The following is a 22,469-nucleotide window of genomic DNA, read 5'->3' on the forward strand; positions in this document are numbered from 1 at the left end:
CATGAACGACCGGATAACCGGAGCCCTGCGCTCCCCCATCACCTTCTCCGTGCTCGCGGGCGTCCTCATCGGCGCGCTCTTCCTGCTCGGCACCGGCGCGGACCCGGTCGCGGCCTACGAGGCGGTCCTCACCGGCTCCCTCGGCGCCGACGGCATCGGGGCCACGCTCACCACCGTCACCAGCGTGCTCGGCATGGCCCTCGCCCTGGCGATCCCGCTGCGCGCCGGGCTCATCAACCTCGGCGGCGACGGCCAGATGGTCCTCGGCGGCATCACGGCGGCCGTGACCGGCCTGTACTCACCGCTGCCCGCGCCCCTCACCGTCGTACTCGCCCTGCTGGCCGGCATGGCGGCGGGCGCCGCCTACGCCACCCTCGCCGCCCTGTGCGAGAACCACTTCGGCGTCCCGCTCCTGGTCAGCAGCCTCCTGCTGAGCTACCCGGCGGTCTCGCTCGCCTCCTACCTGGCGCGCTACCCCCTCAAGGAGCCGGGCTCCAGCCTCCCGCAGACCCGGGCTCTGCCCGACGGGGTGGCGCTGCCCGCGTTCGGCGACTCCACGGTCACCCTGGGCCTGGTTCTGGTCGTCCTCGCGGCGGCCGCGTACTGGTTCACGGACCGGCGCACCGCGTTCGGGTACGAGATACGGATGACCGGTCTCAACGCGCGCTTCTCCGCCTACGCGGGTGTCGAACGCCGGGGTCTGACCCTGAAGTTGATGTCCGTGTCGGGAGCGACCGCCGGACTCGTGGGCGCCATCGGGGTGTTGAGCTTCCCGTACCGCTTCGTCGACGGCTCGCTGACCGCACCGGGCTACACCTGGACGGGACTCACGGCCGCGCTGCTGGCGGCCGCCGCGCCGCTGGGCACGGTGATCGCGTCGTTCTTCTTCGCCGTCCTTTCGGTCGGCGGGCTCGCGATGGAGCGTACGACCGAGGTGCCGCGCGAGCTGACGCAGGTGTTGCAGGGAATCGTGATCGTGTTCCTGGCGGCCCGACTGAGCTTCCCCGGGGGCTGGTTCAGGCGAAAGGCGGCCGTGTGATGTTCTTCGACGGTGATCTGTTGATGTCGGCGCTGCGCGCGCTCACCCCCATCCTTCTCGCCGCCCTCGGCGGAGCCCTGTGCGAGCGTGCGGGCGTCTTCAACATCGGCCTCGAGGGCATGATGCTGATGGGCTGCTTCACGGCCGTGGCGACGAGCTGGTTCACCGGCAGCCCCTGGCTGGGAGTACTCGCGGCGGCCTTGGCCGCGGCCGCGTACTCGCTGATCCTCGCGGTCGGAACGGTGACTCTGCGCGGGGACGCGGTGGTGCTGGGCATCGCGATGAACCTGCTGGCCGTCGGCCTGACCAGCTTCCTGTTGCGTACGGTCTTCGGTGTGCAGGGCACCTTCGACGACCCGACCCTCGCCGGCCTGCCGCTCGTCGGCGGTTTCAGCCCGCTCGCCTATCTGGCGTGGGCGGCGGTCGCCGTGGCCGCGGTGATGCTGTCCCGGCATGTGTGGGGGCTCAGGCTGCGCGGGGTCGGCGAGGCGCCGGACGCGGCGGCCACGCTCGGGGTGAACCCGGCGAAGTACAGGTACGCGGCCGTGCTGATCTCGGGTGTCCTGTGCGGTCTGGCCGGGGCCCAACTCGCCCTCGGCAACGTCACGTTGTTCACCGAGAACATGACCGCGGGCCGTGGCTGGATCGCCGTGGTCTCCGTCATGCTCGGCCGCGCCCTGCCCCTCGGCGTCCTGCTCGCCGCCCTGCTCTTCGGCCTCGCCGAAGCCGCCGGGTTCCGCCTCCAGGGCCTCGGCCTGCCGCAGCAGGCGACCGACGCCGCGCCGTACGTCGTCACGCTCGGCGCCCTCTTCCTCACCACGGCGCGCCGTCGCCGTACCCGCCCGTCCACCGGAGCCGCCGCATGACCCAGGACCTGCTGCCCATCACCCGCATACCCCGCACCGGCCTGCCGGCGCACGCGGTCGTCGTCGGCGACCCGGTGCGCGCCGCGGCCGTCGCCGCGCTGCTCGACGGTGCCGAGGAGGTCTCGTACCACCGCGAATACCGTGTGTTCAGCGGCAGTTGGAAGGGCCTGCCGGTGGTCGTCGCCTCGCACGGGGTGGGCGGACCGGGCGCGATCCTGCTGTTCCAGGAACTCGCGGACGCGGGCGTGCGCACCTTCCTGCGGTTCGGCACGGCGGGCGCGATGAGGCCCGGCATCGGCGACGGCGACCTCGTCATCGCCGAGGCGGCCGTCCGCGACGACGGCGTCACCCAGCAGCTGCTGCCACCGGAGTACCCGGCGGTCTCCTCCCCCGAGGCGGTCATCGCGCTCCAGCGCGCGGCCCGCGAGGCGAACGCCCCGCACCACCGGGGCATCGTCTGGACCCGGGCGGCCTTCCAGCCCGGCCTCCTCCCGCTCTTCTCCTACGACGGTGCCGGCCTCGCCGCCATCGAGATGGAGCTGTCCGCGCTGCTGGTGACGGCGTCACTGCGCGGGCTCGTCGCGGGCGGTGTGCTGGTCATCGACGGGGCGAACGCCGACGAGCTGGTCGACGAGGCGGCCACCGGCGGGTACGACCCGCACCGGGAGGTCGTCGCGGCGGGCGTCGAGCGGGGCGCGGTGGTGTCGCTGGAGGCGCTGCGGCTGCTGGCGCAGGAGTACCGGCCGGGGGACGCCGTATGAGCGTCGATCTGCTGATCCACGGCGGTGACGTCCTGACCGTCGACGAGGACGGAACCGTCGTACGGGACGGGGCGGTCGCCGTCCACGAGGGCGAGATCGTCGCCGTGGGCCGCGCCGAGGAGCTGGGTACGCGCTTCACGGCCACCGAGTCCATCGACGCCGCGGGCTGTCTCGTCCTGCCGGGTCTGGTCAACACGCACACCCACCTCGCGATGACCCTGCTGCGCGGCCGCGCCGACGACGTCACCCTCAAGGGGTTCCTGGAGCGGGTGCTGAAGTGGGAGGCCGAGCTGCTGACGCCGCGGAACGTGGCGGCGGCGGTGCGGCTGGCGGTCGCCGAGAGCGTACGGGCGGGGGTGACGTCCGCGCTCGACATGTACTGGTTCCACGAGGCGGCCGAGCGGGCGGCCCGCGAGACGGGCTGGCGGCTGCACACCGGACCGACCTTCATGGACGTGCCGGAGCCGCCGGACGGCCTCGCCCACGAGGACCGCCTGGAGTGGGCGCGCCGCGACCTGGAGGCCGGGGGCGCCGCACAGTCGGGGACCCGGCCGGTCGTCTTCGCGCACTCCACGTACACCCTGAACCCCGACCAGCTGACCGAAGTGTTCGCACTGGCCCGGGAGTTCGGGGCCCTGGTGCACATCCACGCCGCGGAGAACGCGACCGAGGTCGCCACCGTCGAGGTCAAGTACGGCAAGCGGCCGGTGGAGTTGCTCGACTCGCTCGGGCTGCTCGGCCCGGACGTGCTGCTCGCGCACGCCGTGGACCTCACGGGACCGGAGATCGCCGCGCTGGCCCGCACCGGGACGTCGGTCGCCCACTGTCCCGTGTCCAACCTGAAGTTGGGCTGCGGGATCGCTCCGGTGCCGCGGTTGCTGAGCGCCGGGGTGACCGTCGGGCTGGGTACGGACGGGGCCGTCAGCTCCAACACGCTGGACGTGCTGGGGGCGGTGCGGCAGGCGGCGCTGGTGCACAAGGCGGGCGGTGACCCGACCGCGGTCGGTGCCGAGCAGGCCGTACGGATGGCGACGATCGAGGGCGCGCGGGCGCTGGGGCTCGGGGAGCACCTGGGGTCGCTGGAGGCCGGGAAGCGGGCCGATGTGATCGTGCTCGACCTGGACGCGCCGCATCTGCGGCCGTCGCACGACCCGTGGTCGACGCTGGCGTACGCCGCGCACTCGGCGGACGTGCGGGACACCGTCGTCGACGGGAGGGTGCTCATGCGGGACCGTGTGCTGACGACGCTCGACGAGCGGGCGGTGATCGCCGAGCTGGAGGCACTTGTCTGAGCGGGGCATTTCGTGCCCCGTTCGGCCGACGGGCCCCCATAATGGCGAAAGACATCGGATGTCTTTACGGGCACGTCGTATGTCCCGCACAGGCGATTGTGAACCACAGGGAGGCCGGCCATGGCAGTCACCGACGAGGCGATCGAGAAGATCAAGGGCATGATCGTCTCGGGTGCCCTGCGCCCCGGCGACCGGCTCCCGAAGGAGAGCGAGCTCGCCTCCGAGCTGGGGCTGTCCCGCAACTCCCTGCGCGAGGCGGTGCGCGCCCTGTCGCTGATCCGGATCCTGGATGTGCGGCAGGGCGACGGCACGTATGTGACGAGCCTGGACCCGCAGCTTTTGCTGGAGGCGCTGAGTTTCGTCGTCGACTTCCACCGCGACGACACCGTCCTGGAGTTCCTGGCCGTCCGCCGCATCCTGGAGCCGGCCGCGACCTCGATGGCGGCCCTGCGGATCAGCGAGCAGCAACTGGACGCGCTCTCCGCCCAGTTGGACAAGCTCGGTGAGGCGCCCTCGGTGGAGGAACTCGTCGCCTGCGACCTCGACTTCCACCGGGGCATCGTGCAGAGCTCCGGCAACTCCGTCCTCTGCTCACTTCTTGACGGCCTGTCAGGTCCCACTACCCGGGCGAGGGTCTGGCGTGGCCTGACCCAGGAGGACGCGGTCAGCCGCACCCTGCACGAGCACCGCATGATCCTCGCCGCGCTTCGGGACCGTGACGCGGAGGCGGCTCGGTCGTGGGCGACGGTCCACATCGCGAGCGTGGAGCAGTGGCTGCGGGCCTCGCTGTGAACTAGCGTTCCGGGCCCGCGAGATGGTGTTGCAGCTCGATGTGGCGGAACTGGTAGACGGCCCCGGCCCGGCGCAGCACGCCGCGCTGTTCATGGGCGTCGGCGAGGAAGGCCATCAGGTCGTGGGGCAGTCCGGCGCGCAGTGTCAACTGGCAGCGGGCCACGGCGTAGCGGCTCCAGGCGGTCTGGCGCAGGCCCGCGGCCAGCCCCATGAGCAGCGCGGGGATCAGCCCGGTCAGATAGAGCCAGCCGTATCCGTCGGTGAACAGCGCGTCCGGGAACCAGATCCGGGCTACGGTGATCATGGTCAGGTCCTGGGCGCCGAACACGGCGGCGCCGAGCAGCGTCGCCGCCACCGTGCAGGTGGCCAGTGTGCGGCGGTCGTTGCGGAGCAGCGCGGCCGCGTCGGCCGGTCCTGCGACGTCCACGGGGACGGCCCGGATCCCCTGGACGAGCAGGCAGACGAACGCGAGCAGGGCGCCCTGCCGCCATGCCTGCCACAGGGCCCCGACCGGATCGGACGGGGCGATGTAGTAGTGGTCGGCGTCCCCGCCGAGCACGCCCGTGAGCAGGCCCTCGACCAGACACACACCGCCCATGAGGGCACCGGCCAGCAGTCCCATGGCCAGGCCCCGGCGGCTCCACACCCAGCGGACCCGGGCGACGGGGCTGCGGGGCGCCGGAGCGCCATCGACTCCCACGGCGGCGGCCGCGGCCGTGAGCACGACCGTGCTGATGACTCCGCAGGCGTTCCCGTACGCCGCCACGTACAGCGAGACCGTCGCCGCGCCCGTGAGGACCACTCGCCGGTCCCAGGCGGCCGGCGGGCGCAGCGCCGGCCGGTGGCCGACCGCGAGCCCGCAGCTGATCAGTCCGGCCAGCACCAGCGATCCGTCGTCCGCCAGCCGCTCCAGGACCAGTGCGGGCGTGAGGTGTCCGAGCGCGGCGACCGAACCCAACCCGGCGGCGACCGCGGCGGCCGCCAGCCCGCCGACCAGGCCTCCGCACAGACATCCGGCCAGCACGCCGAGCCCGCCGCGGTCGTCCCAGGACGGGGCGTAGAGCGGGTCGCGGGTGAAGTGGAAGATCACCTCCATGGTCGCCCCCTCGACCAGCCACGCCAGCCCGCCGAGCAGCACGCCCGCCAGTACCCGCGGCAGCAACCCGGACGCGACCCCGTGCAGCTTCCACCACGCCACCTCCGCCGCCCCGTCGAACCCGCGCTCCATGTGCCGGGCCAGAAACCCGAGAGCGGCCCGCGCCCGGTCCGCCGTCCACCGGCAGGGGCGCCGCGGATGCGGCCGGTACGCGGCGTCGACGAAGGCCTCGAAGAGATGTGCGGCGACCGCGTCCCGGGTGGGGCAGCGCAACAGGTCGGCCGGGTCCGGCAGTTGCCCCGCGCTCTCGTCCGAGCGCGCACCATGCGCGGGTCCCGGCGGAGGCCCAGCCCCCTCCCCCGGCCGCGGGTTGTACACGACTCTGGCCAGCGACACCATCAGCGGACTGGTGAGGGCCCGTGCCACCGGCGCCCGGGTGCTCAGCGCCTCGATCACCGGCCGCCAGCGCGCCCCGGCCCGCGTCCCGGCGCCGCCCGCGTCCCGCAGCAGATACCTGGCCACGTCCTCGGTGCCCAGCGGCAGGAGCCGGATGCCGGCCATGCCCGCGAGCCGCGCCGGCACCCCGTCGCGGGGCCGCAGGGCCGACCGGTACTCGGCGGGGCGGCTCGACAGGACCATGCCGCAGCCGTACGGCAGCGCCTCGTTGATGCCGTGCAGCGCCGACGCGCCCACGGCGGCGGGGAGTTCGTCGAAGCCGTCGAGCACCGGCAGGACGAGCCGCCGCTCCAGCAGCAGCGCGGCACGGGTGACGCCCCCGTCCACCACGCCCAACTCCGCGTGGTCCTGCACCAGCCGCCGCTCCATCCAGCCGCGCAGGTCCTCGGCTCGCGGATCCCAGGAGGCGAGCGGGAAGAGCACCGGCACCGGCTCCCCCTCCCGCCGCCGTCCGAGCAGCGCGAGCAGCAGCCGTACGAGCAGCACCGTCTTGCCCGAGCCGGGATCCCCGAGCACCAGCAGCCGCCGCCCGGGCAGCCCTTCGAACACGGCGCCGATGTCTCCGGCACCGCCCGCCGGCGCCAGGTCCGCGTCGGCCGCCTCCCAGGAGACCGGCAGCGGATACGGGTCCTCCAGCCGCCGTACCTGCGCCTCGGTCTCCCACTGCCGTCGTACGGCGTCGGCGAGCCGGTCGGACGCGGCCTCGGGGCTCTCGGCCACGGCGGCCTCCGCCCGGTCCGCCCGGTACGCGCTCCACGCCAGATACGCCCCCGCCCCGGTCGGCAGGAGCGCGGCGACCACCGCCCCCGGGTCCTGGACATACAGCGCGGCGACCAGCGCCCCCAGCGTTCCCGTGCCGAACAGGACCAGGTACACGATCCCGACCCGCCGTACCCGCGCCCCTGGGGCAACTCCGCTCACCCGACGAAGAGTTGCGTACCGGGCCGCCTCCGGGCGCCCTGATCGCCGTACCGCCACACGAGTGAGTGAACGACCTCGCTGGTCATCGGAGCTCTCATGGTCATCCGACGTCTACCCGGGTCACTGGGGAGCTGTGCTGCCTGGCGTGCGGGGTGATCCGGCACAGATCCGAGGAATGGGGGGTGTTCCGGGGTGGCTAATGGGGCAGTGATGCGTTCACTCCCCCGTGCAAGGGGGCTGCGGACGCCCCCGCCCGACGCCGTAAGGTTGGGGCGTACGTGAGGGCACGTCGGAAGGAGGCACTGGGTGATCGAGCTCGAGGGGGTACCCGAGCTGATCGACCCGGTCATGGTGGCCGCGTTCGAGGGCTGGAACGATGCCGGCGACGCCGCCTCCACCGCGGTCGCGCATCTGGACAGGGAGTGGAAGGGCGAGGTGTTCGCGGCGCTGGACGCCGAGGACTACTACGACTTCCAGGTGAACCGGCCCACGGTGTGGATGGACGCCGGAGTCAGGAAGATCACATGGCCGACGACCCGCCTCTCGGTGGTGCGCGTCGGCGGCGACAAGCCGCGTGATCTCGTACTGGTCCGAGGTATCGAACCGTCCATGCGCTGGCGCTCGTTCTGCAACGAGCTTCTCGGCTTCGCCCACGAACTGGGCGTGGAGCTGGTCGTGATCCTGGGCGCCCTGCTCGGCGACACCCCGCACACGCGTCCGGTCCCGATCAGCGGGACCACGTCGGATCCGGACCTGGCCCAGCGGATGGACCTGGAGGAGACCAAGTACGAGGGCCCCACGGGCATCGTCGGCGTCCTCCAGGAGGCGTGCACGCACGCGGGCGTGCCGGCGGTCAGCCTCTGGGCGGCCGTACCGCACTACGTGTCGCAGCCGCCCAACCCGAAGGCGACGCTGGCGCTGCTGAACCGGCTCGAGGATCTCATCGACGTGCGCATCCCGCTGGGCGAGCTGCCCGAGGACGCGCGCGCCTGGCAGGTGGGCGTGGACCAGCTGGCCGCTGAGGACAGCGAGGTCGCCGAGTACGTGCAGACGCTGGAGGAGGCCCGGGACACCGCGGAGCTGCCGGAGGCGTCGGGCGAGGCGATCGCCCGCGAGTTCGAGCGGTATCTGCGCAGACGGGACGGCGGCGGTCCGCCCTCGCCGGGCGGGCACGCGACCGAGGGCGGCGACGGTACGTCGTATCTGCGGGACAACCCCAGCGGTCGTACCCGGCCGCCCAAGCCGCCGAAGCCGAGCGGCACGGACGACGAGGGTCCGGCGGACCCGTCGGAGGACTGAGCGACGAGGAGGGCGGCGCGTACGACACGCACCGCCCTCCTCTCGGTCACACCCGGGGGATCGCCACCACGTCGTACTCGGTGGTGGGCGTCGGGTCCACGTCGAAGCGGGCGTTGGGCAGATAGATCCGCTCGCCCCAGGCCGCCGCGGTGGTCGGGATGCGGAAGCGCGGGTCGGTGATGCGGGTGATCGCCGTGCCCTTGGTGCCGGCGGCGTTCAGCCGGAACACGTCGATCGCGTTCTGCGCCTGCTGGACGACGTACAGGGTCCTGCCGAGCAGCAACAGGCCGTCCCCGTTGGGGATCTTGGCTCCGCCGAGGTCCACGGCACGGGCGGCTCCCGTGCGCGGGTCGACGCGTTCCAGGGCGCCGCCGTCGGCGAAGGCGTTCACCACGAGCAGGGCGCGGCCGTCGGGGGTGCGCTCGATGCCGTTGGCGGTGAAGTCGTCGCCCTGGAGCCAGTCGCCGGTCAGGGGCACGGTCTCGACGCCCTTGGGCTCGTCGTGCCTGCCGAGGTTCAGCTTGTAGAGCTGCGGCTTGAAGGAGTCGGTGAACCAGGCGGCGCCCGGGGTGAGGATCACGTCGTTCACGAAGGTGCCGCCGGTGGCGTACACCTTCTCGATCTCGCCGGAGCGGGCGTCCACCGTGCGGATCTCGCCGCTGCCGCCGCCGGCGAGGAAGAGCCGCCGGCCGTGGCAGTCGATCTTCAGGCCCACGGTCTGGTGCCCGTCGCCGAGGCCCTTGCTGATCGCCGAGCCCCGGCCGGTGGCGAGGCTCGCCCGGTAGATGTCGCCGTTGAGGAGCGAACCGAAGTAGCCGAAGGGCTTGTTGCCGATGGTGATGCCCTCGGGCTGGAAGCCGTCCGGCAGGGGGAACTGGTCGGGCCAGGCGGCCTTCTGTGTCTCGGCCGCGTGGGCCGTGCCGCCGAGCAGCGCTGCTCCCGTCAGCGCCGCGGTCGCGGTGAGGAGTCTTCGACGTGCGAAGGAACGGTCTGTGGGTGCCACTGTGCGTCCTTCTGCCAGGGGGCCGGCAGTTGGCCGGCCGATCGGTCAACAGACGCTCCCACCCCATCACATGCCAGTGGCCTCCGCAGCCTTTGGCCGGATTGCTGCGTGACATCTGTTTCAGGACGGATTGCACCCGTTACCCAATTCAACTTCTTTCAAACCGAGTTGGCGAAGACGGGGTGGACGAGGGCGCCCGGGAGTGCTTGGTTGTTCCACCGGGAGGCGTCCCGCGCCATCCGCAACCAGGCACCCGCAAGGACCGAAGGGAGCGGTACCCGATGACCGACCAGGCAGAACCGGCGCAGGGCCCGGGGGCTTCCGGGCCGGGGCCCGACGGAGCGGGATTCACCTATCGAGGGGCCGAACAGGAGCTGATCGTCGTAGCGAGTCCGGAGGCCGGGCTGCGCGCCCGGGCCGACGGTGTGCGCTCGGCGGCGGGCGCCGACGTCTCGGCCCTGAACATGTTCCTCGGCGACGAACAGCTCGCTCTGGAGCCGCTGTTCGGAAGCGAGGAGAGGGTGCGGCAGTCGGCGACGGCGGGCGACGGTGACGTCCCCGACCTCGCACTGTTCTACCGGGTGCGCGGCGACCGCACTCGTGCCGAGGAACTGCGCTCGCGGATCGCCGCGCTGCCGGGCATCGACACGGCGTACGTGAAGCCGCCCGCCGTACCGGCCACCCTCGGGCAGGTCGGCGAGGAGAGCGCCCGGCTCAAGGAAGGCGCCCCGGTCACACCGGACTTCAGCGGCCGGCAGGGCTATCTGCGGCCGGCGCCCGAGGGGATCGACGCCCACTGGGCCTGGCAGCGGCCCGGCGGGACCGGTCGGGGCGTGACCGTGATCGACGTCGAGGGTTCCTGGCAGCTGGGCCACGAGGACCTGGCCGCCAAGCTGGCCGGGGTCGTGGTCGGCACCCCGCTGACCGACATCGCCTGGCGCAACCACGGCACCGCCGTGATCGGGGTGCTCGGCGGCGACCAGGGCGAGCACGGCGTCACCGGCATCGTGCCGGAGGCGGTCACCGCGGCCGCGTCCTTCCAGGGCATCGGCACCGCGGCCGCGATCCACGCGGCGGCGGACCGGCTCGGCCCCGGCGACATCGTCCTGATCGAACTCCACCGACCGGGACCGCGGACGGAGTTCGCCGAACGCGACGACCAGCGCGGCTACATCGCGCTCGAGTGGTGGCCGGACGACTTCGCGGCCGTCCGCCACGCCACCGCCAAGGGCGTGATCGTCGTGGCGGCCGCCGGCAACGGCGGCGAGTCCCTCGACGACGCGGTCTACGAGCGCCGCCCCGACGAGTTCCCCCAGGCGTGGCGCAACCCGTTCAACCCGTCCAACCCGTCCTCCGGTGCCGTCCTGGTCGGCGCGGGCGCCCCGCCGCCCGGCACGCACGGCCGCGATCACGGCCCGGACCGGTCCCGGCTCGCGTTCTCCAACTACGGCGCCCGCGTGGACGCCCAGGGCTGGGGCCGCGAGGTCACCACCACCGGCGGTTTCTGGGACAGGCCCGGCGACCTCCAGGGCGGTCCCGAGGAGATCGCCTGGTACACGGACACGTTCTCCGGGACCTCCTCGGCGTCCCCGATGGTGGTCGGCGCCCTGGCCGCGTTGCAGGGGATGCTCAAGGCGGCCGCCCAGCCGCCGATGTCCCCGGAGCGCGCCCGAGCGGTGTTGCGGGCGACCGGGTCCCCGCAGACGGACGCACCGGGCCGGCCCGCCTCGCAGCGGATCGGCAGCCGGCCCGACATCAAGGCGGCGGTGACCCATCTGCTGCCGCACGCGGTCGGCTCGGGCCCGGCCGAGAAGTACTGGGACGAGCTCCTGCCGTATCCGCGTGAACTCCCGCCGAGGCTCCGGCTGTTCGTGGCCGGCGGCTGGCGGAACCTGAACCACCCGTCCCCCGAGATCCGCCAGGCAGTGCACGCCGCGTTCGCGGGGGGACGGCCCGATGTCCGCGTGTGGTTCGCGGACGACGAGATAGTCGGCCTGGTCGTCACGGGCTGACGCATCCCCACCATCAAGGGCCCAACCATCAAGGGAAGGTGGCACCCGCATGAGCACCACCCCGCAGATGAGCCAACTGGGACAACAACAGGGACAGCAGGGACAGCAGTTCCCGAGCACCTCGCCGTACCAGCAGCAACAGCAGCAGCCGTTCGGTCAGCAGGGCTTCGGCCAGGGCCAGCAGGGCTTCGGTCAGCAGCCGTTCGGTCAGCAGGGCTCCGGCATGGGCGGCGGCTCGCTGGAGCAGCTCCAGAACCTCGGCCAGCAGCAGCCGTACCAGCAGCTGTTGCAGCAGCTGGGCCAGCAGCAGGGCTACGGCCAGCAGCAGGACCAGCAGGCGCAGCAGCAGGAGCAGCAGATGCAGCAGCAGCTCCAGCAGGTCGCGCTGTCGGCGGTGCAGCAGGTCGTCCAGCAGGTGCAGGCGCAGGCTCTCGCCTCGGGTGTGGCGAACGGCTTCATCGACATCGTCCACCCGCTCCAGGGGCAGCCGCACCAGATCTTCCTGCGCATCAACAACCAGTTCCGGGTCCTCAACAACCCCAACCCGCAGATCCACCAGCAGATCCAGCAGGCCTTCGCCTTCGGCCACCAGGTGATCGGCATCTGGGACACGCAGTCGCCGAGCGTCCTGCGCAGCGTCCGGATCCAGCGCGTCTGACCGGTAGCCGGTAGCTGACAGCACGAAGGGCGCTTCCTCCGCGCGGAGGAAGCGCCCTTTCGGGTACCGGGTGCCTACAGGGCGACGCCCAGCAACGCGTCCACGGCTCGCGACACGAGTCCGGGGGCGCCCTCGTCCGTGCCGCCCTGTGCCTGCTGGAGGGCGGCCCAGCGGTCCACGGCGGCGAGCGCGGTGGGGGTGTCGAGGTCGTTCGCGAGGGCCTCGCGGATCTCCTCGACCAGGGCGTCGGCGGAGGGCCCGTCGGGCCGGGAGACGGCCGCGCGCCAGGCGCCGAGCCGTGCGACGGCGTCCTGAAGCACCTGGTCGGTCCACTCCCAGTCGGTCCGGTAGTGGTGGGCGAGCAGGGCGAGCCGGATCGCGGCCGGGTCGACGCCGTCGTAGCGCAGCTTGGAGACGAAGACCAGGTTGCCCTTGGACTTGGACATCTTCTCGCCGTGCAGGGCGACCATGCCGGCGTGGACATACGCCTTGGCCATGGGGAACTCGCCGGTGAGCACCTGGGCGTGCGAGGCGCCCATCTCGTGGTGCGGGAAGGCGAGGTCGGAGCCGCCGCCCTGGACGTCGAACGTCATGCCGAGGTGGTCGAGGGCGATGGCGACGCACTCGATGTGCCAGCCGGGCCGGCCGCGGCCCAGCGAGCTGCCGTCCCAGCTCGGTTCGCCCTCGCGGGCGGCCATCCACAGCATCGGGTCGAGCGGGTTCTTCTTGCCCGGACGGTCCGGGTCGCCGCCGCGCTCGGCGGACAGCAGCCGCATGGCGGCCGCGTCCAGGTTGGACACCTTGCCGAAGTTGGGGTCGGACTCGACGGAGAAGTAGACGTCCCCTTCGAGCTCGTACGCGGCGCCCGCGTCCCGCAGCCGTTCGACCAGCGGGACGATGCCGGGTATCGCCTCGACCGCGCCGATGTAGTGCTGCGGGGGCAGCATCCTGAGGGCCGTCATGTCCTCGCGGAAGAGGGTCGTCTCCTTCTCGGCGAGGGCGGCCCAGTCGACGCTGTCCCGCTGCGCGCGCTCCAGCAGCGGGTCGTCGATGTCGGTGACGTTCTGGACGTAGTGAACCTGGCGCTTGGTGTCGAGCCACACGCGCTGCACGAGGTCGAACGCGTTGTAGGTCGCCGCGTGTCCCATGTGGGTCGCGTCGTACGGCGTGATGCCGCAGACGTAGAGACGGGCGACGGGACCGGGGTCGAGGGGGACCAGACCGCCGGTCGCGGTGTCGTGGATCCTCAGGTCGCGGCCCTGACCAGGCAGGGCGGGGACCTCGGAAGCGGGCCAGGCATGCATGTCATGAGCCTAACCGGACTGATGTTCCGTATACGAACCGGACCGGGTGGGATGGCCGGTAAGGCCTTCTTGTGCGATACCGGCCATTGTGCCGCTAGACCGGCGGCCAGGGAATGGCCGGCCACTCGCCGCTCGGCTCCGGGTGCTTGCCGGTGGACAGCAGGGACTCCACACGCGCGCGCGTGGCGTCCAGTTCGGCCGGGGTGATCAGTTCGGCCAGCCGGGTGGCCAGCCCGCCCGTCAGGGCCTCCTTGAGGCCCTTCAGTACGTCGACGGCGTCCCCCGGCAGCGGCTCCCCCGCCCAGCCCCACAGCAGGGTGCGCAGCTTGTTCTCGGTGTTGAAGGTCACGCCGTGGTCGATGCCGTACAGCCGGTCCCCGGCGGGCAGCAGATGGCCGCCCTTGCGATCGGCGTTGTTGATCACGGCGTCGAGCACGGACAGGCGCCGCAGCCGCTCGTCGTCGGCGTGCACCAGCAGCGCGGTCTTTCCGTCGCCGACCTCGGCGAACCCGATGGCCTTCCAGCCCGGTCCCGGCTCCTTGGCGTCGACGAGCGCCAGCAGCTCGGGGCCGGGCTCGGCCTCGATCCACAGCTGGACCATGCCCTCGCCGTACGGTCCGTCGCGCAGCACGGTGGGCGGTACGAGCCCCCAGCCGGTCGCCTCGGAGACCTCGTAGGCGGCGACCTCACGCTGGGCGAGGGTGCCGTCGGGGAAGTCCCAGAGCGGGCGCTCGCCGCGTACGGGTTTGTAGACGCACAGGGCCTCTTCGCCTTCGTGGGTGACAGCGCAGTGCAGCACCGCGTTGGAGGCGTCCCGGATCTGTCCGCGTACCGTCAGCTCACCGTGGGTGAGCAGCTCTGCCGTGGTCACGCTCCGCGGCGGTATCCGTTCTGGCGCGGACATACGTGTCCTTCCGGGTCGAGCGGGAGACTGCACAGCGGGCACGGCGGCCGCCCGGCGTTGACGACGTCCAGGGCACGCTTGGCGAAGGCTCTCGCCTGCGCGCCGGTGAGCCGGACCCGCAGCATCGGCGGGCCGTTCTCCTCGTCCTGCAGGAGCCGCTCCTCGGCCTCGGCGAGGTCCTCCTCGGAGTCGGCGTCCAGTTCGACGAGGGCCTGGGCCTCGACGATCATGCGCTGCTCCTCGCCGTCCCAGGCGAGCGCCATGGTGCCGACGCGGAACTCCTCCTCGACGGGGGAGTCCAGCGGGGCGGCGTCGGAGATCTCGGTGGGCGCCATGGCCGGGACGGAGGCGCTGCCGCCGCTGCGCCGCACCACCTCGTCCAGCAGCTCGTCCATCCGCTCGGCGAGCGCGGCGACCTGGGTCTTCTCCAGGGCCACGCTGGTCACCCGGGAGCCGGCGGAGGCCTGGAGGAAGAACGTACGGCGCCCGGGCAGTCCGACCGTGCCGGCCACGAAACGCTCCGGTGGGTCATAGAGGAACACCTGACGGGACACGTCCTGTCTCCATTGGAATCGTGGGTACGGCGCTGCTTCGACCGCTTCACCCTACTGCGCCCGACGATCACGGTGCGCCCGCACCACCACCGACCGTGGCGTCACCGCCGGACGGCTCCGTGCGCGGGGCGAGCGAGGTGAAATCACCGGTGTCGCCGAGGCGTACGAGAAACGGGCGCAGACGGGTGTAACGGATCGCGGTGATGGAACACGGTTCGACGGAGATCCGCTGGAAGAGGTCTAGATGAAGTCCGAGCGCGTCCGCGACGAGCGACTTGATGATGTCGCCGTGCGAGCACATCAGATAGACGGCGTCGGCCCCGTGGTCGCGCTCCACGCGCGCGTTCCACTCGCGTACGGCCTCGGCCGCGCGGGTCTGCATCGCCCGCATCGACTCGCCGCCGGGGAAGGCGGCCGCAGAGGGATGCGCCTGCACGACCTCCATCAGCGGCTCGTCCATGAGCTCGGCGAGCTTGCGGCCGGACCAGTCGCCGTAGTGGCACTCCCCGATCCGCTCGTCGGTGTGCGGGGTGAGCTCGGGGCGGGCGTCGAGGAGCGGCTGAATCGTTTCCTGGCAGCGCTGCAACGGGCTGCTGACCACCTCGGAGATCGGCACCTCGGCGAGGCGCCCGGGCAGTCCGGCGGCCTGCGCGGTCCCGCGCTCGTCCAGGGCGACACCGGGCGTCCACCCGGCGAGCAGTCCCTCGGTGTTGGCGGTGGATCGTCCGTGCCGGACGAGGATCAACGTGGGCATGCGGCCCAGGGTAGGCGCACGCACGCGTGCGGTGGCTTGCGAGTGGCGGGAGAATACGCACCGTGATCGTCGACTGTGCCATCTATCACGACGGGCACCGCACGGACGGCCCCGAGGACCTGTCGGACGCGCTGGACGCGGCGCGGGCGGCGGGCGGGTTCGTCTGGATCGGGCTGCACGAGCCGTCGGAGAGGGAGTTCGACCTCGTCACCCGGGAGTTCGGGCTGCACCCGCTGGCGGTCGAGGACGCCCTGAAGGCCCACCAGCGGCCCAAGCTGGAGGTCTACGACGACTCGCTCTTCCTGGTCCTCAAGCCGGTCGTCTACGAGCCGGACAGCGACCAGGTCTCCACCGGCGAGGTCATGCTCTTCCTCGGCGACTCCTTCGTGGTGACCGTCCGGCACGGCGAGGGCTCCCCGCTGAAGGCCGTGCGGCAGCGCCTGGAGCAGGAGCCGCAGTTGCTCGGCAAGGGCCCCACGGCGGTGCTGTACGCCATCTCCGACGCCGTCGTCGACCACTACCTGGACGTGGCGACGGAACTCCAGACGGACCTGGAGGAGCTGGAGACGGAGGTCTTCTCACCGGACGGCGGCGGCTCGCGCCACACCGCGTCCCGGATCTACACCTTCAAACGGCAGATCCTGGAGTTCCGCCGGGCCACCGGCCCGCTGGCGCTGCCGCTGACCCGGCTGGCCGCCGTCGGTCAGTTCGGCTCGGGGGTGCCGTTCGTGAACGAGAAGGCGCGGCCGTTCTTCCGGGACGTCAACGACCACCTCACGCGCGTGAACGAGTCGGTGGAGGGCCTGGACCGGCTGGTGTCGGACATCCTGTCGGCGCACCTGGCGCAGATGAGCGTCCGGCAGAACGACGACATGCGGAAGATCTCCGCGTGGGCGGCCATGGCCGCGGTCCCCACGATGATCGCGGGGATCTACGGGATGAACTTCGAGCACATGCCGGAGCTGCATTGGGTGTGGTCGTATCCGGCGGTGGTCGCGCTCATGGCCGTCCTGGAGGTCCTGCTGTACCGACTGTTCAAGAGCCGGGGCTGGCTGTAGCGCCCCGGCTCAGGACGCGGTCGCGGGGTTCAGGCGAACTCGGGGGCCGAGGGGGCCGGTCCGCCGAGTGCGTCGCGCCGCTCCGGCATCCTCAGGGAGACCATCCGGCGCCAGCCCACGGCGCGTTCATAGGCGTACACCCCGTGGATGCCCGCCGCGAGGACGGCCGACTTCGCCGTCGACCAGCCCAGGATGCGGCCCATGTGGGCCATGACCGCGAGGCTGACGTCCCGGTAGACCCGGATCTCGGCGAGCGCGCACTCCCGCAGCGTCCGCTGGATGTCCCGGCCATGGCCCGCGTACGCGAACCGCAGCAACTCCTCGTGGCAGTAGGCGAGGTGGTTGTCCTCGTCGTGGGAGATCATCTTCACCGCGCGGCCGAGGTCGGGGTGGTCGGCGAAGTGCCTGCGCAGCAGCTCCATCTGCTCGGAGGCGCGCTGTTCGGTGACCCGGCTGTGGGAGAGGTAGGTGACGATGTCCCGCACGGTCAGGGACTGGTCGGCCTTGAGTTTGTCGTGGGAGAGCCCGATACCGCCGCGCTCCAGGAGCATCGTGTAGTCGGTGTCGGGCGGTACGGGGACGGGTTCGAGGCCACGCTTCTTCATCAGGGCGTTGAAGATCCGCCCGTGCTTGTCCTCGTCCGCGCCATGCCGGGTGATCTTGGGGGCGAGGGCGCGCTCGCTGTCCGGGACGAGCGCGGCGATGCGGGCGTTCTCCCAGCCGCCCTGCGACTCCCCGCCGGCCGCGATGGAGCAGAACAGGCGGAAGGACTCGTCGTTGTCGAGGATCTCCTGGAACAGACTCTTGGCCGAAAGCATCGTGGGCACCTCTCTGCGGGACTCCGCGGCACTCCGCAAAGAACGAGTCAAATGCGGCGCGAGAGGTGCTGCAACAGCTGTGTCGGACAACTCCGCCAAAAGGAGGACCCCTCGGATCACGACGGGGGCGTAACCGCACGGGCGCGGGCGCGTTGTTCCGCGTGACGGCCGTGGCGGGGAAGACCCCCGAGCCCCCACCACGGCCGCGGAAATCTCCGCCGGTTCCCCGCGCGCGTTACGCCAGTCCGGCCCGCTCCAGGGACTCGGACCCGGCGCGCAGCGCGGCGATCCGCTCGTCGAGCGTGAAGCCCGCGGGCGCGAGGCTCAGCGTGGTGACACCGGCCGCCGCGTACTCCTTCATCCGGTCCGCGATGCGGTCCACGGAGCCCAGCAGCGTCGTCTTGTCGATCAGGTCGTGCGGGATGGCGGCCGCGGCGCCCTGCTTGTCGCCGGAGAGGTACTTCTCCTGCACCTCGGCGGCCGCCGCCTCGTAACCCATGCGCTGGGCCAGCTGGTTGTAGAAGTTCTGCTTGGCGCTACCCATGCCGCCGACGTACAGCGCGGTGTAGGGGCGGAAGGTGTCGGCGAGCGTGGCCACGTCCTTGTCGTCGCCGAGGGCGAGCGGGAGCGTGGGGTGGACGTCGAACCCGTCGAGGGTCTTGCCGGCCTTCTCGCGTCCGGCGCGCAGGTGCTTGAGCGTCGTCTCCTCGAGGTGCTCGGCGGACGGGAAGATGAGGAGGGCGCCGTCGGCGATCTCACCGGTCTGCTCGAGGTTCTTCGGCCCGATCGCGGCGATGTAGAGCGGGATGTGCTCGCGCTCCGGGTGCACGGTCAGCTTGAGCGGCTTGCCCGGGCCGCCGGGCAGCGGCAGCGTCCAGTGCTGCCCCTCGTACGACAGGCGCTCGCGCGTCATCGCCTTACGGACGATCTCGACGTACTCACGCGTGCGTGCCAGCGGCTTGTCGAACTTGACGCCGTACCAGCCCTCGGAGACCTGCGGTCCGGAGACGCCGAGGCCGAGGCGGAAGCGGCCGCCGGAGAGGGAGTCGAGGGTGGCGGCGGTCATCGCGGTCATGGCCGGCTGGCGGGCCGGGATCTGGAAGATGGCCGAGCCGACGTCGATGCGTTCGGTCTGCGCCGCCACCCAGCTGAGCACGGTGGCCGCGTCGGACCCGTAGGCCTCGGCGGCCCAGCACACGGCGTACCCGAGTCGGTCCGCCTCCTGGGCGACGGCGAGATTGTCGCCGTCCATTCCGGCGCCCCAGTAGCCGAGGTTGATGCCGAGCTGCATGGCCGATTCCCCTTACCCATCAGTAACGTCCCTGGTTTCCCGACCTTAGCGCGGGGCATGCGGATCGGGGCAGCTCGCGGTCGTGTTCTTCGGCCCACATGAACGCGTGTGTCGGTCCGGGAAACTGGTTGTCCACAGGCCCCCACACCGCTGGTTCAGGCCAGTAATGTCGGCGTTCATGGAGCAGAGGCATCTCGGCCGCACCGGCCTGCGCGTGTCCCGTATCGGACTCGGCACCCTCACCTGGGGCAGGGACACCGACGAGCTCGACGCCGCGGACCTCTTGAAGACGTTCTGGGAGGCGGGCGGGACCCTCGTCGACACCGCGGACGTGTACGGCGACGGAGAGTCCGAGTATCTGCTCGGCCGTCTCATAGAAGGCCTGATCCCGCGCCGCGACCTGGTCATCTCGACCAAGGCCGGCAGCGTGCCCGACCCGGACCGGCGCTTCGACGGCTCGCGCGGCCATCTGCTCTCCGCGCTGGACGCCTCACTCGCCCGGCTCGGCACGGACTACGTCGACGTGTGGCACATCCACGCCTACGACCCCGAGACCCCGCTGGAGGAGACCCTCCAGGCGCTCGACCTCGCGGTCAGCAGCGGGCGGGCGCGCTATGCCGCCGTCTCCAACTTCTGCGGCTGGCAGCTCGCCAAGGCCGCGACCTGGCAGCAGGCGGCCCCGGGGACCCGGACCCGGCTGGCCGCGACCCAGCTGGAGTACTCCCTGCTCCAGCGTGGCGTGGAGCGCGAGGTGCTGCCCGCCGCGCTGGACCTGGGCATCGGGCTGCTCCCCTCCTCCCCGCTGGGCCGCGGGGTGCTGACGGGCAAGTACCGGGGCGGCACCCCGGCCGACTCCCGCGGCGCCTCCGAACACCTCGCCCCCTTCGTCGCGCCGTACCTCGACGACACGGCGAGCCGCATCGTGGACGCCGTCCAGACGGCGGCCGACGGACTCGCCGTGACCCCGCTCCAGGTGGCCCTCGCCTGGGTCCGCGACCGGCCCGGCGTGGCCGCGCCCATCGTCGGCGCGCGCAACGCGCACCAGCTCACGGCGGCATTGTCAGTGGAGGCCCTTAGTCTTCCTGACGAGATCTGCCGGGCCCTCGACGATGTGTCGGCGCCCGTGCACCGCTATCCCGATCACGACTGGAGCACGCTGTGAGCACGGAGCCGGAGCCCACGGAGGAGACCGAGCCCGAGGTGGCGTCGACCGCGGAGGCGTCGACCGAGAAGGCCGAGGGCACGCCGGTCGCGGAGGCCGGAGCCGGTGGCACGGTGGTCGAAGCCGACGGGAACGGGACGGCCGACGACACCGACACCGAGCCCGACTCCGACGAGGCCCAGGCCGCGAGCGAAGACGAGGCCGACAGCGCGGGCCAGGGCGGGACTTCCGCGACCGACGGCGAGGAGACCACCCCGGCCACGGGCGACGGTGAAGCCGCGGCCCAGCTGTCCGAGGCGCAGGCCGAGCTCGCGGCGCAGAAGCTCGAGCGGGAGCGGATCGCCCGGCGGAAGGCCGAGCGGCAGGGGCCCGTCGCGGCCGGCACCAAGCTCAGTGGGACGGCCGCCGATCTGCTGGCCGCCGTGCGGGCCGTCGAGAGCGGGGCCAAGCCGGTGGCGAACGTCTTCGCCGAGCCCGAGGCACCGCGCCGCCCCGCGCCCGAGCCCGCCCGGCGCCCCCAGCCGATGGCGGCCGACGCACCCGCGGCGCCCGCGGCGCAGACCCTCGAGTCCGTCCGCCGCGTCCTGTCCGACGGCGGTGCCCCGGACTCCCTCGTCCCGCAGATCGCCACGGCCCTCGGAGAAGGCGCCGCCGAGCAACTGCGCGAGGATCCCTGGCAGTTGCTGCGGGTCCCCGGTGTACGGCCCGAGCAGGCCGACGGGTTCGCGCGGGCGCTGCTCGGCCCGGAGTGCGCTCCGGACGACGAGCGGCGGGGCCGGGCGGTGACCGTCTGGCTGCTGGAGCAGGCGGCCGTGGCCGGTCACACGGCTCTCGAACTGCCCACGCTCGTCACCGCGCTGGGCAAGCAGGGCGTGCCGGACGCCGACACGGCGGTACAGAGCACCCTCGCGGAGGCCGAGGCGCTGGTCTTCCAGGACGCCCTCGACCCTCGGGCCCCGGAGCCCGAGGAGGGTGAGGAGCGCCCGGTCCGTGTCCTGGTCGGTCTGGAGCGGTACGCGCTCGCCGAGGAGAGCCTCGCCGACGGACTGGCCCGGCTGATCAACTCCGTACCGAAGCAGGACGGTTCGGCCGAGGACTGGGAGCGTGCCGCCGATGCCGCACAGGGTTCCGCCGGTGAGCTGATCCGCGCGGTGGCGGGCAACGGCCTGGTCCTGCACACCGGTGGCGAGGCGTCCCTGGCGGAACCTGCGGCCCTGCTGGGCGCGGCCGGCGAGCTCGGGCTGCGGGCCTGGGCGGCGGCCCACGGTCCACTGGGCCGGGACCGGTTCGCGGCGTCGGCCTCCGCGGCCACGGTCACCACTGTCGCCGGGCTCCTCTCCGGCGTCGAGGGCCCCGGCCGGGACGCCGAGGGGGCTCTCGACCTGGACCTTCTCGTCGTCCTCGACGCACCTCAGCTGGACGTGGAGACGGCGGCGCTGCTGACGGAGTCGTTGCCGGACGGGGCCCGGCTGGTGCTGGCCGGGGATCCGGGGGTGCTGTGGTCGGCGGGGCCGGGACGGGTGTTCGGCGACCTGCTCGCGGCGCGGATCTGTCCCCAGGTCGCCTCCCGGCGCCCGGACCCGGGACCCCTCGGTGAGCTGGTCTCCGGGATCGGCATCGGCGAGCTGAACCAGGTCGAGGCTCCCGGCAAGGAGGTCGTGATCGTGCCGGTGCGGGACGCGGGCGAGGCCGTGCACCGGACCGTGCAGCTGGTCGCCGACTCGGTGCCCCGGGCGATCGGCATCCCGGCCGAGGAGACCCAGGTGATCACGCCGGGGCACGGCGGCGCGGCGGGCACCCGAGCTCTCAACGCGGCCCTCAAGGAGCGTCTCAACCCCGGTCCCGGCCGCTTCGGCGGTTTCGACCCGGGCGATCGCGTCGCCTACTCCCCCACGCCGGGCCGTACCCTGCCGGGCCAGGTGCTGAAGGCCGACGCGGAGGGCCTGCACCTGTCGTGCGCCGGCGAGGACGTCGTCGTACCGAAGGAGCGGGTCGAGCAGTCCGTACGCCACGGCTGGGCGCTGACGGCACACCAGGCGGCGGGCGGTCGCTGGCCGGCGGTGGTCGTGGTGCTGCCGGGAGACGCCGCCCAGGCCCTCAGCCGCCCCTGGGTCTACACGGCCTTCGGCCGGGCGGCCCGCCACCTCTCCGTGGTCCACGGCGCGGACCAGGCCCTGCCGAGGGCCGTGGCCGAGATCCAGGCAAAGCCACGCACCACTCGCCTCCCGGTACTGCTCGCCCCGCAGGTGCCGACCTCTGGCTGACGCGCCGGCGCTTCGGAATCCGCGGCGGGGTCACCCACCCAGGGGCGCGGGGAACCGCGCGACAAGCCCCCGACCACCCGCGGTCGCCCACCGGCCGCAAGACCCACAGCGCGGACGCACCGAACACGCCCCGCACACGCCGACGGCGGCGGCCACGGAATCCCT

At 72.4% G+C, this 22,469-nt stretch carries 19 protein-coding genes; 11 read left to right on the forward strand and 8 right to left on the reverse strand.

What is annotated here, in order from left to right:
- Position 1 precedes the first annotated feature (1 nt).
- The 5 genes from ABKA17_RS31345 (at position 2) to ABKA17_RS31365 (ending at position 4,750) form a co-directional block, all read left to right on the forward strand.
- Entirely contained in the window at positions 2 to 1,039 is a 1,038-nt protein-coding gene (locus ABKA17_RS31345) for an ABC transporter permease (RefSeq protein ID WP_353695663.1), read from the forward strand.
- A complete protein-coding gene (locus tag ABKA17_RS31350; protein ID WP_353695664.1) occupies positions 1,039 to 1,905 on the forward strand; it encodes an ABC transporter permease in 867 nt (288 codons plus the stop codon). Before ABKA17_RS31345 ends, ABKA17_RS31350 begins: the two co-directional genes overlap by 1 nt.
- Complete coding sequence (locus tag ABKA17_RS31355) at positions 1,902 to 2,666, forward strand: nucleoside phosphorylase (protein ID WP_353695665.1); 765 nt, start codon at positions 1,902 to 1,904, stop codon at positions 2,664 to 2,666. Before ABKA17_RS31350 ends, ABKA17_RS31355 begins: the two co-directional genes overlap by 4 nt.
- On the forward strand, positions 2,663 to 3,958 hold the full coding sequence (locus tag ABKA17_RS31360; RefSeq protein ID WP_353695666.1) for an amidohydrolase: 1,296 nt from the start codon (positions 2,663 to 2,665) through the stop codon (positions 3,956 to 3,958). Before ABKA17_RS31355 ends, ABKA17_RS31360 begins: the two co-directional genes overlap by 4 nt.
- Before the next feature lie 120 nt (positions 3,959 to 4,078).
- Positions 4,079 to 4,750 (forward strand): FadR/GntR family transcriptional regulator, encoded by a 672-nt coding sequence (locus ABKA17_RS31365; RefSeq protein WP_353695667.1) that lies wholly within the window; start codon positions 4,079 to 4,081, stop codon positions 4,748 to 4,750.
- 1 nt (position 4,751) lies between these two features.
- Here ABKA17_RS31365 and ABKA17_RS31370 read toward each other — a convergent pair whose 3' ends face one another.
- Positions 4,752 to 7,223, reverse strand: coding sequence for an NACHT domain-containing protein (locus ABKA17_RS31370; protein ID WP_353695668.1), 2,472 nt, complete (start codon positions 7,221 to 7,223; stop codon positions 4,752 to 4,754).
- Between the two features lie 306 nt (positions 7,224 to 7,529).
- Here ABKA17_RS31370 and ABKA17_RS31375 point away from each other — a divergent pair, with 306 nt between their 5' ends.
- Positions 7,530 to 8,522, forward strand: coding sequence for a PAC2 family protein (locus tag ABKA17_RS31375; RefSeq protein ID WP_353695669.1), 993 nt, complete (start codon positions 7,530 to 7,532; stop codon positions 8,520 to 8,522).
- 46 nt (positions 8,523 to 8,568) lie between these two features.
- Here ABKA17_RS31375 and ABKA17_RS31380 read toward each other — a convergent pair whose 3' ends face one another.
- Entirely contained in the window at positions 8,569 to 9,525 is a 957-nt protein-coding gene (locus tag ABKA17_RS31380; RefSeq protein ID WP_353695670.1) for an SMP-30/gluconolactonase/LRE family protein, read from the reverse strand.
- Between the two features lie 281 nt (positions 9,526 to 9,806).
- Between ABKA17_RS31380 and ABKA17_RS31385 the strand changes: the two genes are divergently transcribed.
- Entirely contained in the window at positions 9,807 to 11,537 is a 1,731-nt protein-coding gene (locus tag ABKA17_RS31385; protein WP_353695671.1) for a S8 family peptidase, read from the forward strand.
- Positions 11,538 to 11,586: 49 nt separating this feature from the next.
- A complete protein-coding gene (locus tag ABKA17_RS31390) occupies positions 11,587 to 12,195 on the forward strand; it encodes a hypothetical protein (RefSeq protein ID WP_353695672.1) in 609 nt (202 codons plus the stop codon).
- 74 nt (positions 12,196 to 12,269) lie between these two features.
- Here the strand turns inward: ABKA17_RS31390 and mshC are convergent, their stop codons facing one another.
- The 4 genes from mshC to ABKA17_RS31410 form a co-directional block, all read right to left on the reverse strand.
- Complete coding sequence (mshC, locus tag ABKA17_RS31395; RefSeq protein WP_353695673.1) at positions 12,270 to 13,499, reverse strand: cysteine--1-D-myo-inosityl 2-amino-2-deoxy-alpha-D-glucopyranoside ligase; 1,230 nt, start codon at positions 13,497 to 13,499, stop codon at positions 12,270 to 12,272.
- Between the two features lie 94 nt (positions 13,500 to 13,593).
- Entirely contained in the window at positions 13,594 to 14,403 is an 810-nt protein-coding gene (locus tag ABKA17_RS31400; protein ID WP_353695674.1) for an SCO1664 family protein, read from the reverse strand.
- Positions 14,367 to 14,957 carry a DUF3090 domain-containing protein gene (locus ABKA17_RS31405; protein WP_353695675.1) on the reverse strand — a complete coding sequence of 197 codons (591 nt, stop codon included), beginning with the start codon at positions 14,955 to 14,957 and terminating at the stop codon, positions 14,367 to 14,369. Before ABKA17_RS31405 ends, ABKA17_RS31400 begins: the two co-directional genes overlap by 37 nt.
- A gap of 67 nt (positions 14,958 to 15,024) precedes the next feature.
- Positions 15,025 to 15,711, reverse strand: coding sequence for a histidine phosphatase family protein (locus ABKA17_RS31410; RefSeq protein ID WP_353695676.1), 687 nt, complete (start codon positions 15,709 to 15,711; stop codon positions 15,025 to 15,027).
- A 62-nt stretch (positions 15,712 to 15,773) separates the two neighbouring features.
- Here ABKA17_RS31410 and corA point away from each other — a divergent pair, with 62 nt between their 5' ends.
- The gene (gene corA / locus ABKA17_RS31415) at positions 15,774 to 16,769 is read left to right on the forward strand and encodes a magnesium/cobalt transporter CorA (protein ID WP_353695677.1); all 996 of its coding nucleotides are present in this window, start codon (positions 15,774 to 15,776) and stop codon (positions 16,767 to 16,769) included.
- A gap of 29 nt (positions 16,770 to 16,798) precedes the next feature.
- On the opposite strand, the gene ABKA17_RS31420 is transcribed toward corA, so the two are convergent.
- A complete protein-coding gene (locus ABKA17_RS31420; RefSeq protein ID WP_353695678.1) occupies positions 16,799 to 17,587 on the reverse strand; it encodes a ferritin-like domain-containing protein in 789 nt (262 codons plus the stop codon).
- Between the two features lie 235 nt (positions 17,588 to 17,822).
- Complete coding sequence (locus ABKA17_RS31425) at positions 17,823 to 18,878, reverse strand: LLM class F420-dependent oxidoreductase (protein WP_353695679.1); 1,056 nt, start codon at positions 18,876 to 18,878, stop codon at positions 17,823 to 17,825.
- Positions 18,879 to 19,056: 178 nt separating this feature from the next.
- On the opposite strand from ABKA17_RS31425, the gene ABKA17_RS31430 reads away from it, so the two are divergent.
- Positions 19,057 to 20,040 carry an aldo/keto reductase gene (locus tag ABKA17_RS31430; protein ID WP_353695680.1) on the forward strand — a complete coding sequence of 328 codons (984 nt, stop codon included), beginning with the start codon at positions 19,057 to 19,059 and terminating at the stop codon, positions 20,038 to 20,040.
- Complete coding sequence (locus tag ABKA17_RS31435) at positions 20,037 to 22,304, forward strand: helix-hairpin-helix domain-containing protein (RefSeq protein WP_353695681.1); 2,268 nt, start codon at positions 20,037 to 20,039, stop codon at positions 22,302 to 22,304. The genes ABKA17_RS31430 and ABKA17_RS31435 overlap by 4 nt, the downstream gene beginning before the upstream one ends.
- Positions 22,305 to 22,469 lie beyond the last annotated feature (165 nt).

Origin of the sequence: Streptomyces sp. RG80, assembly GCF_040446465.1 — a bacterium.
GTDB lineage: Bacteria > Actinomycetota > Actinomycetes > Streptomycetales > Streptomycetaceae > Streptomyces.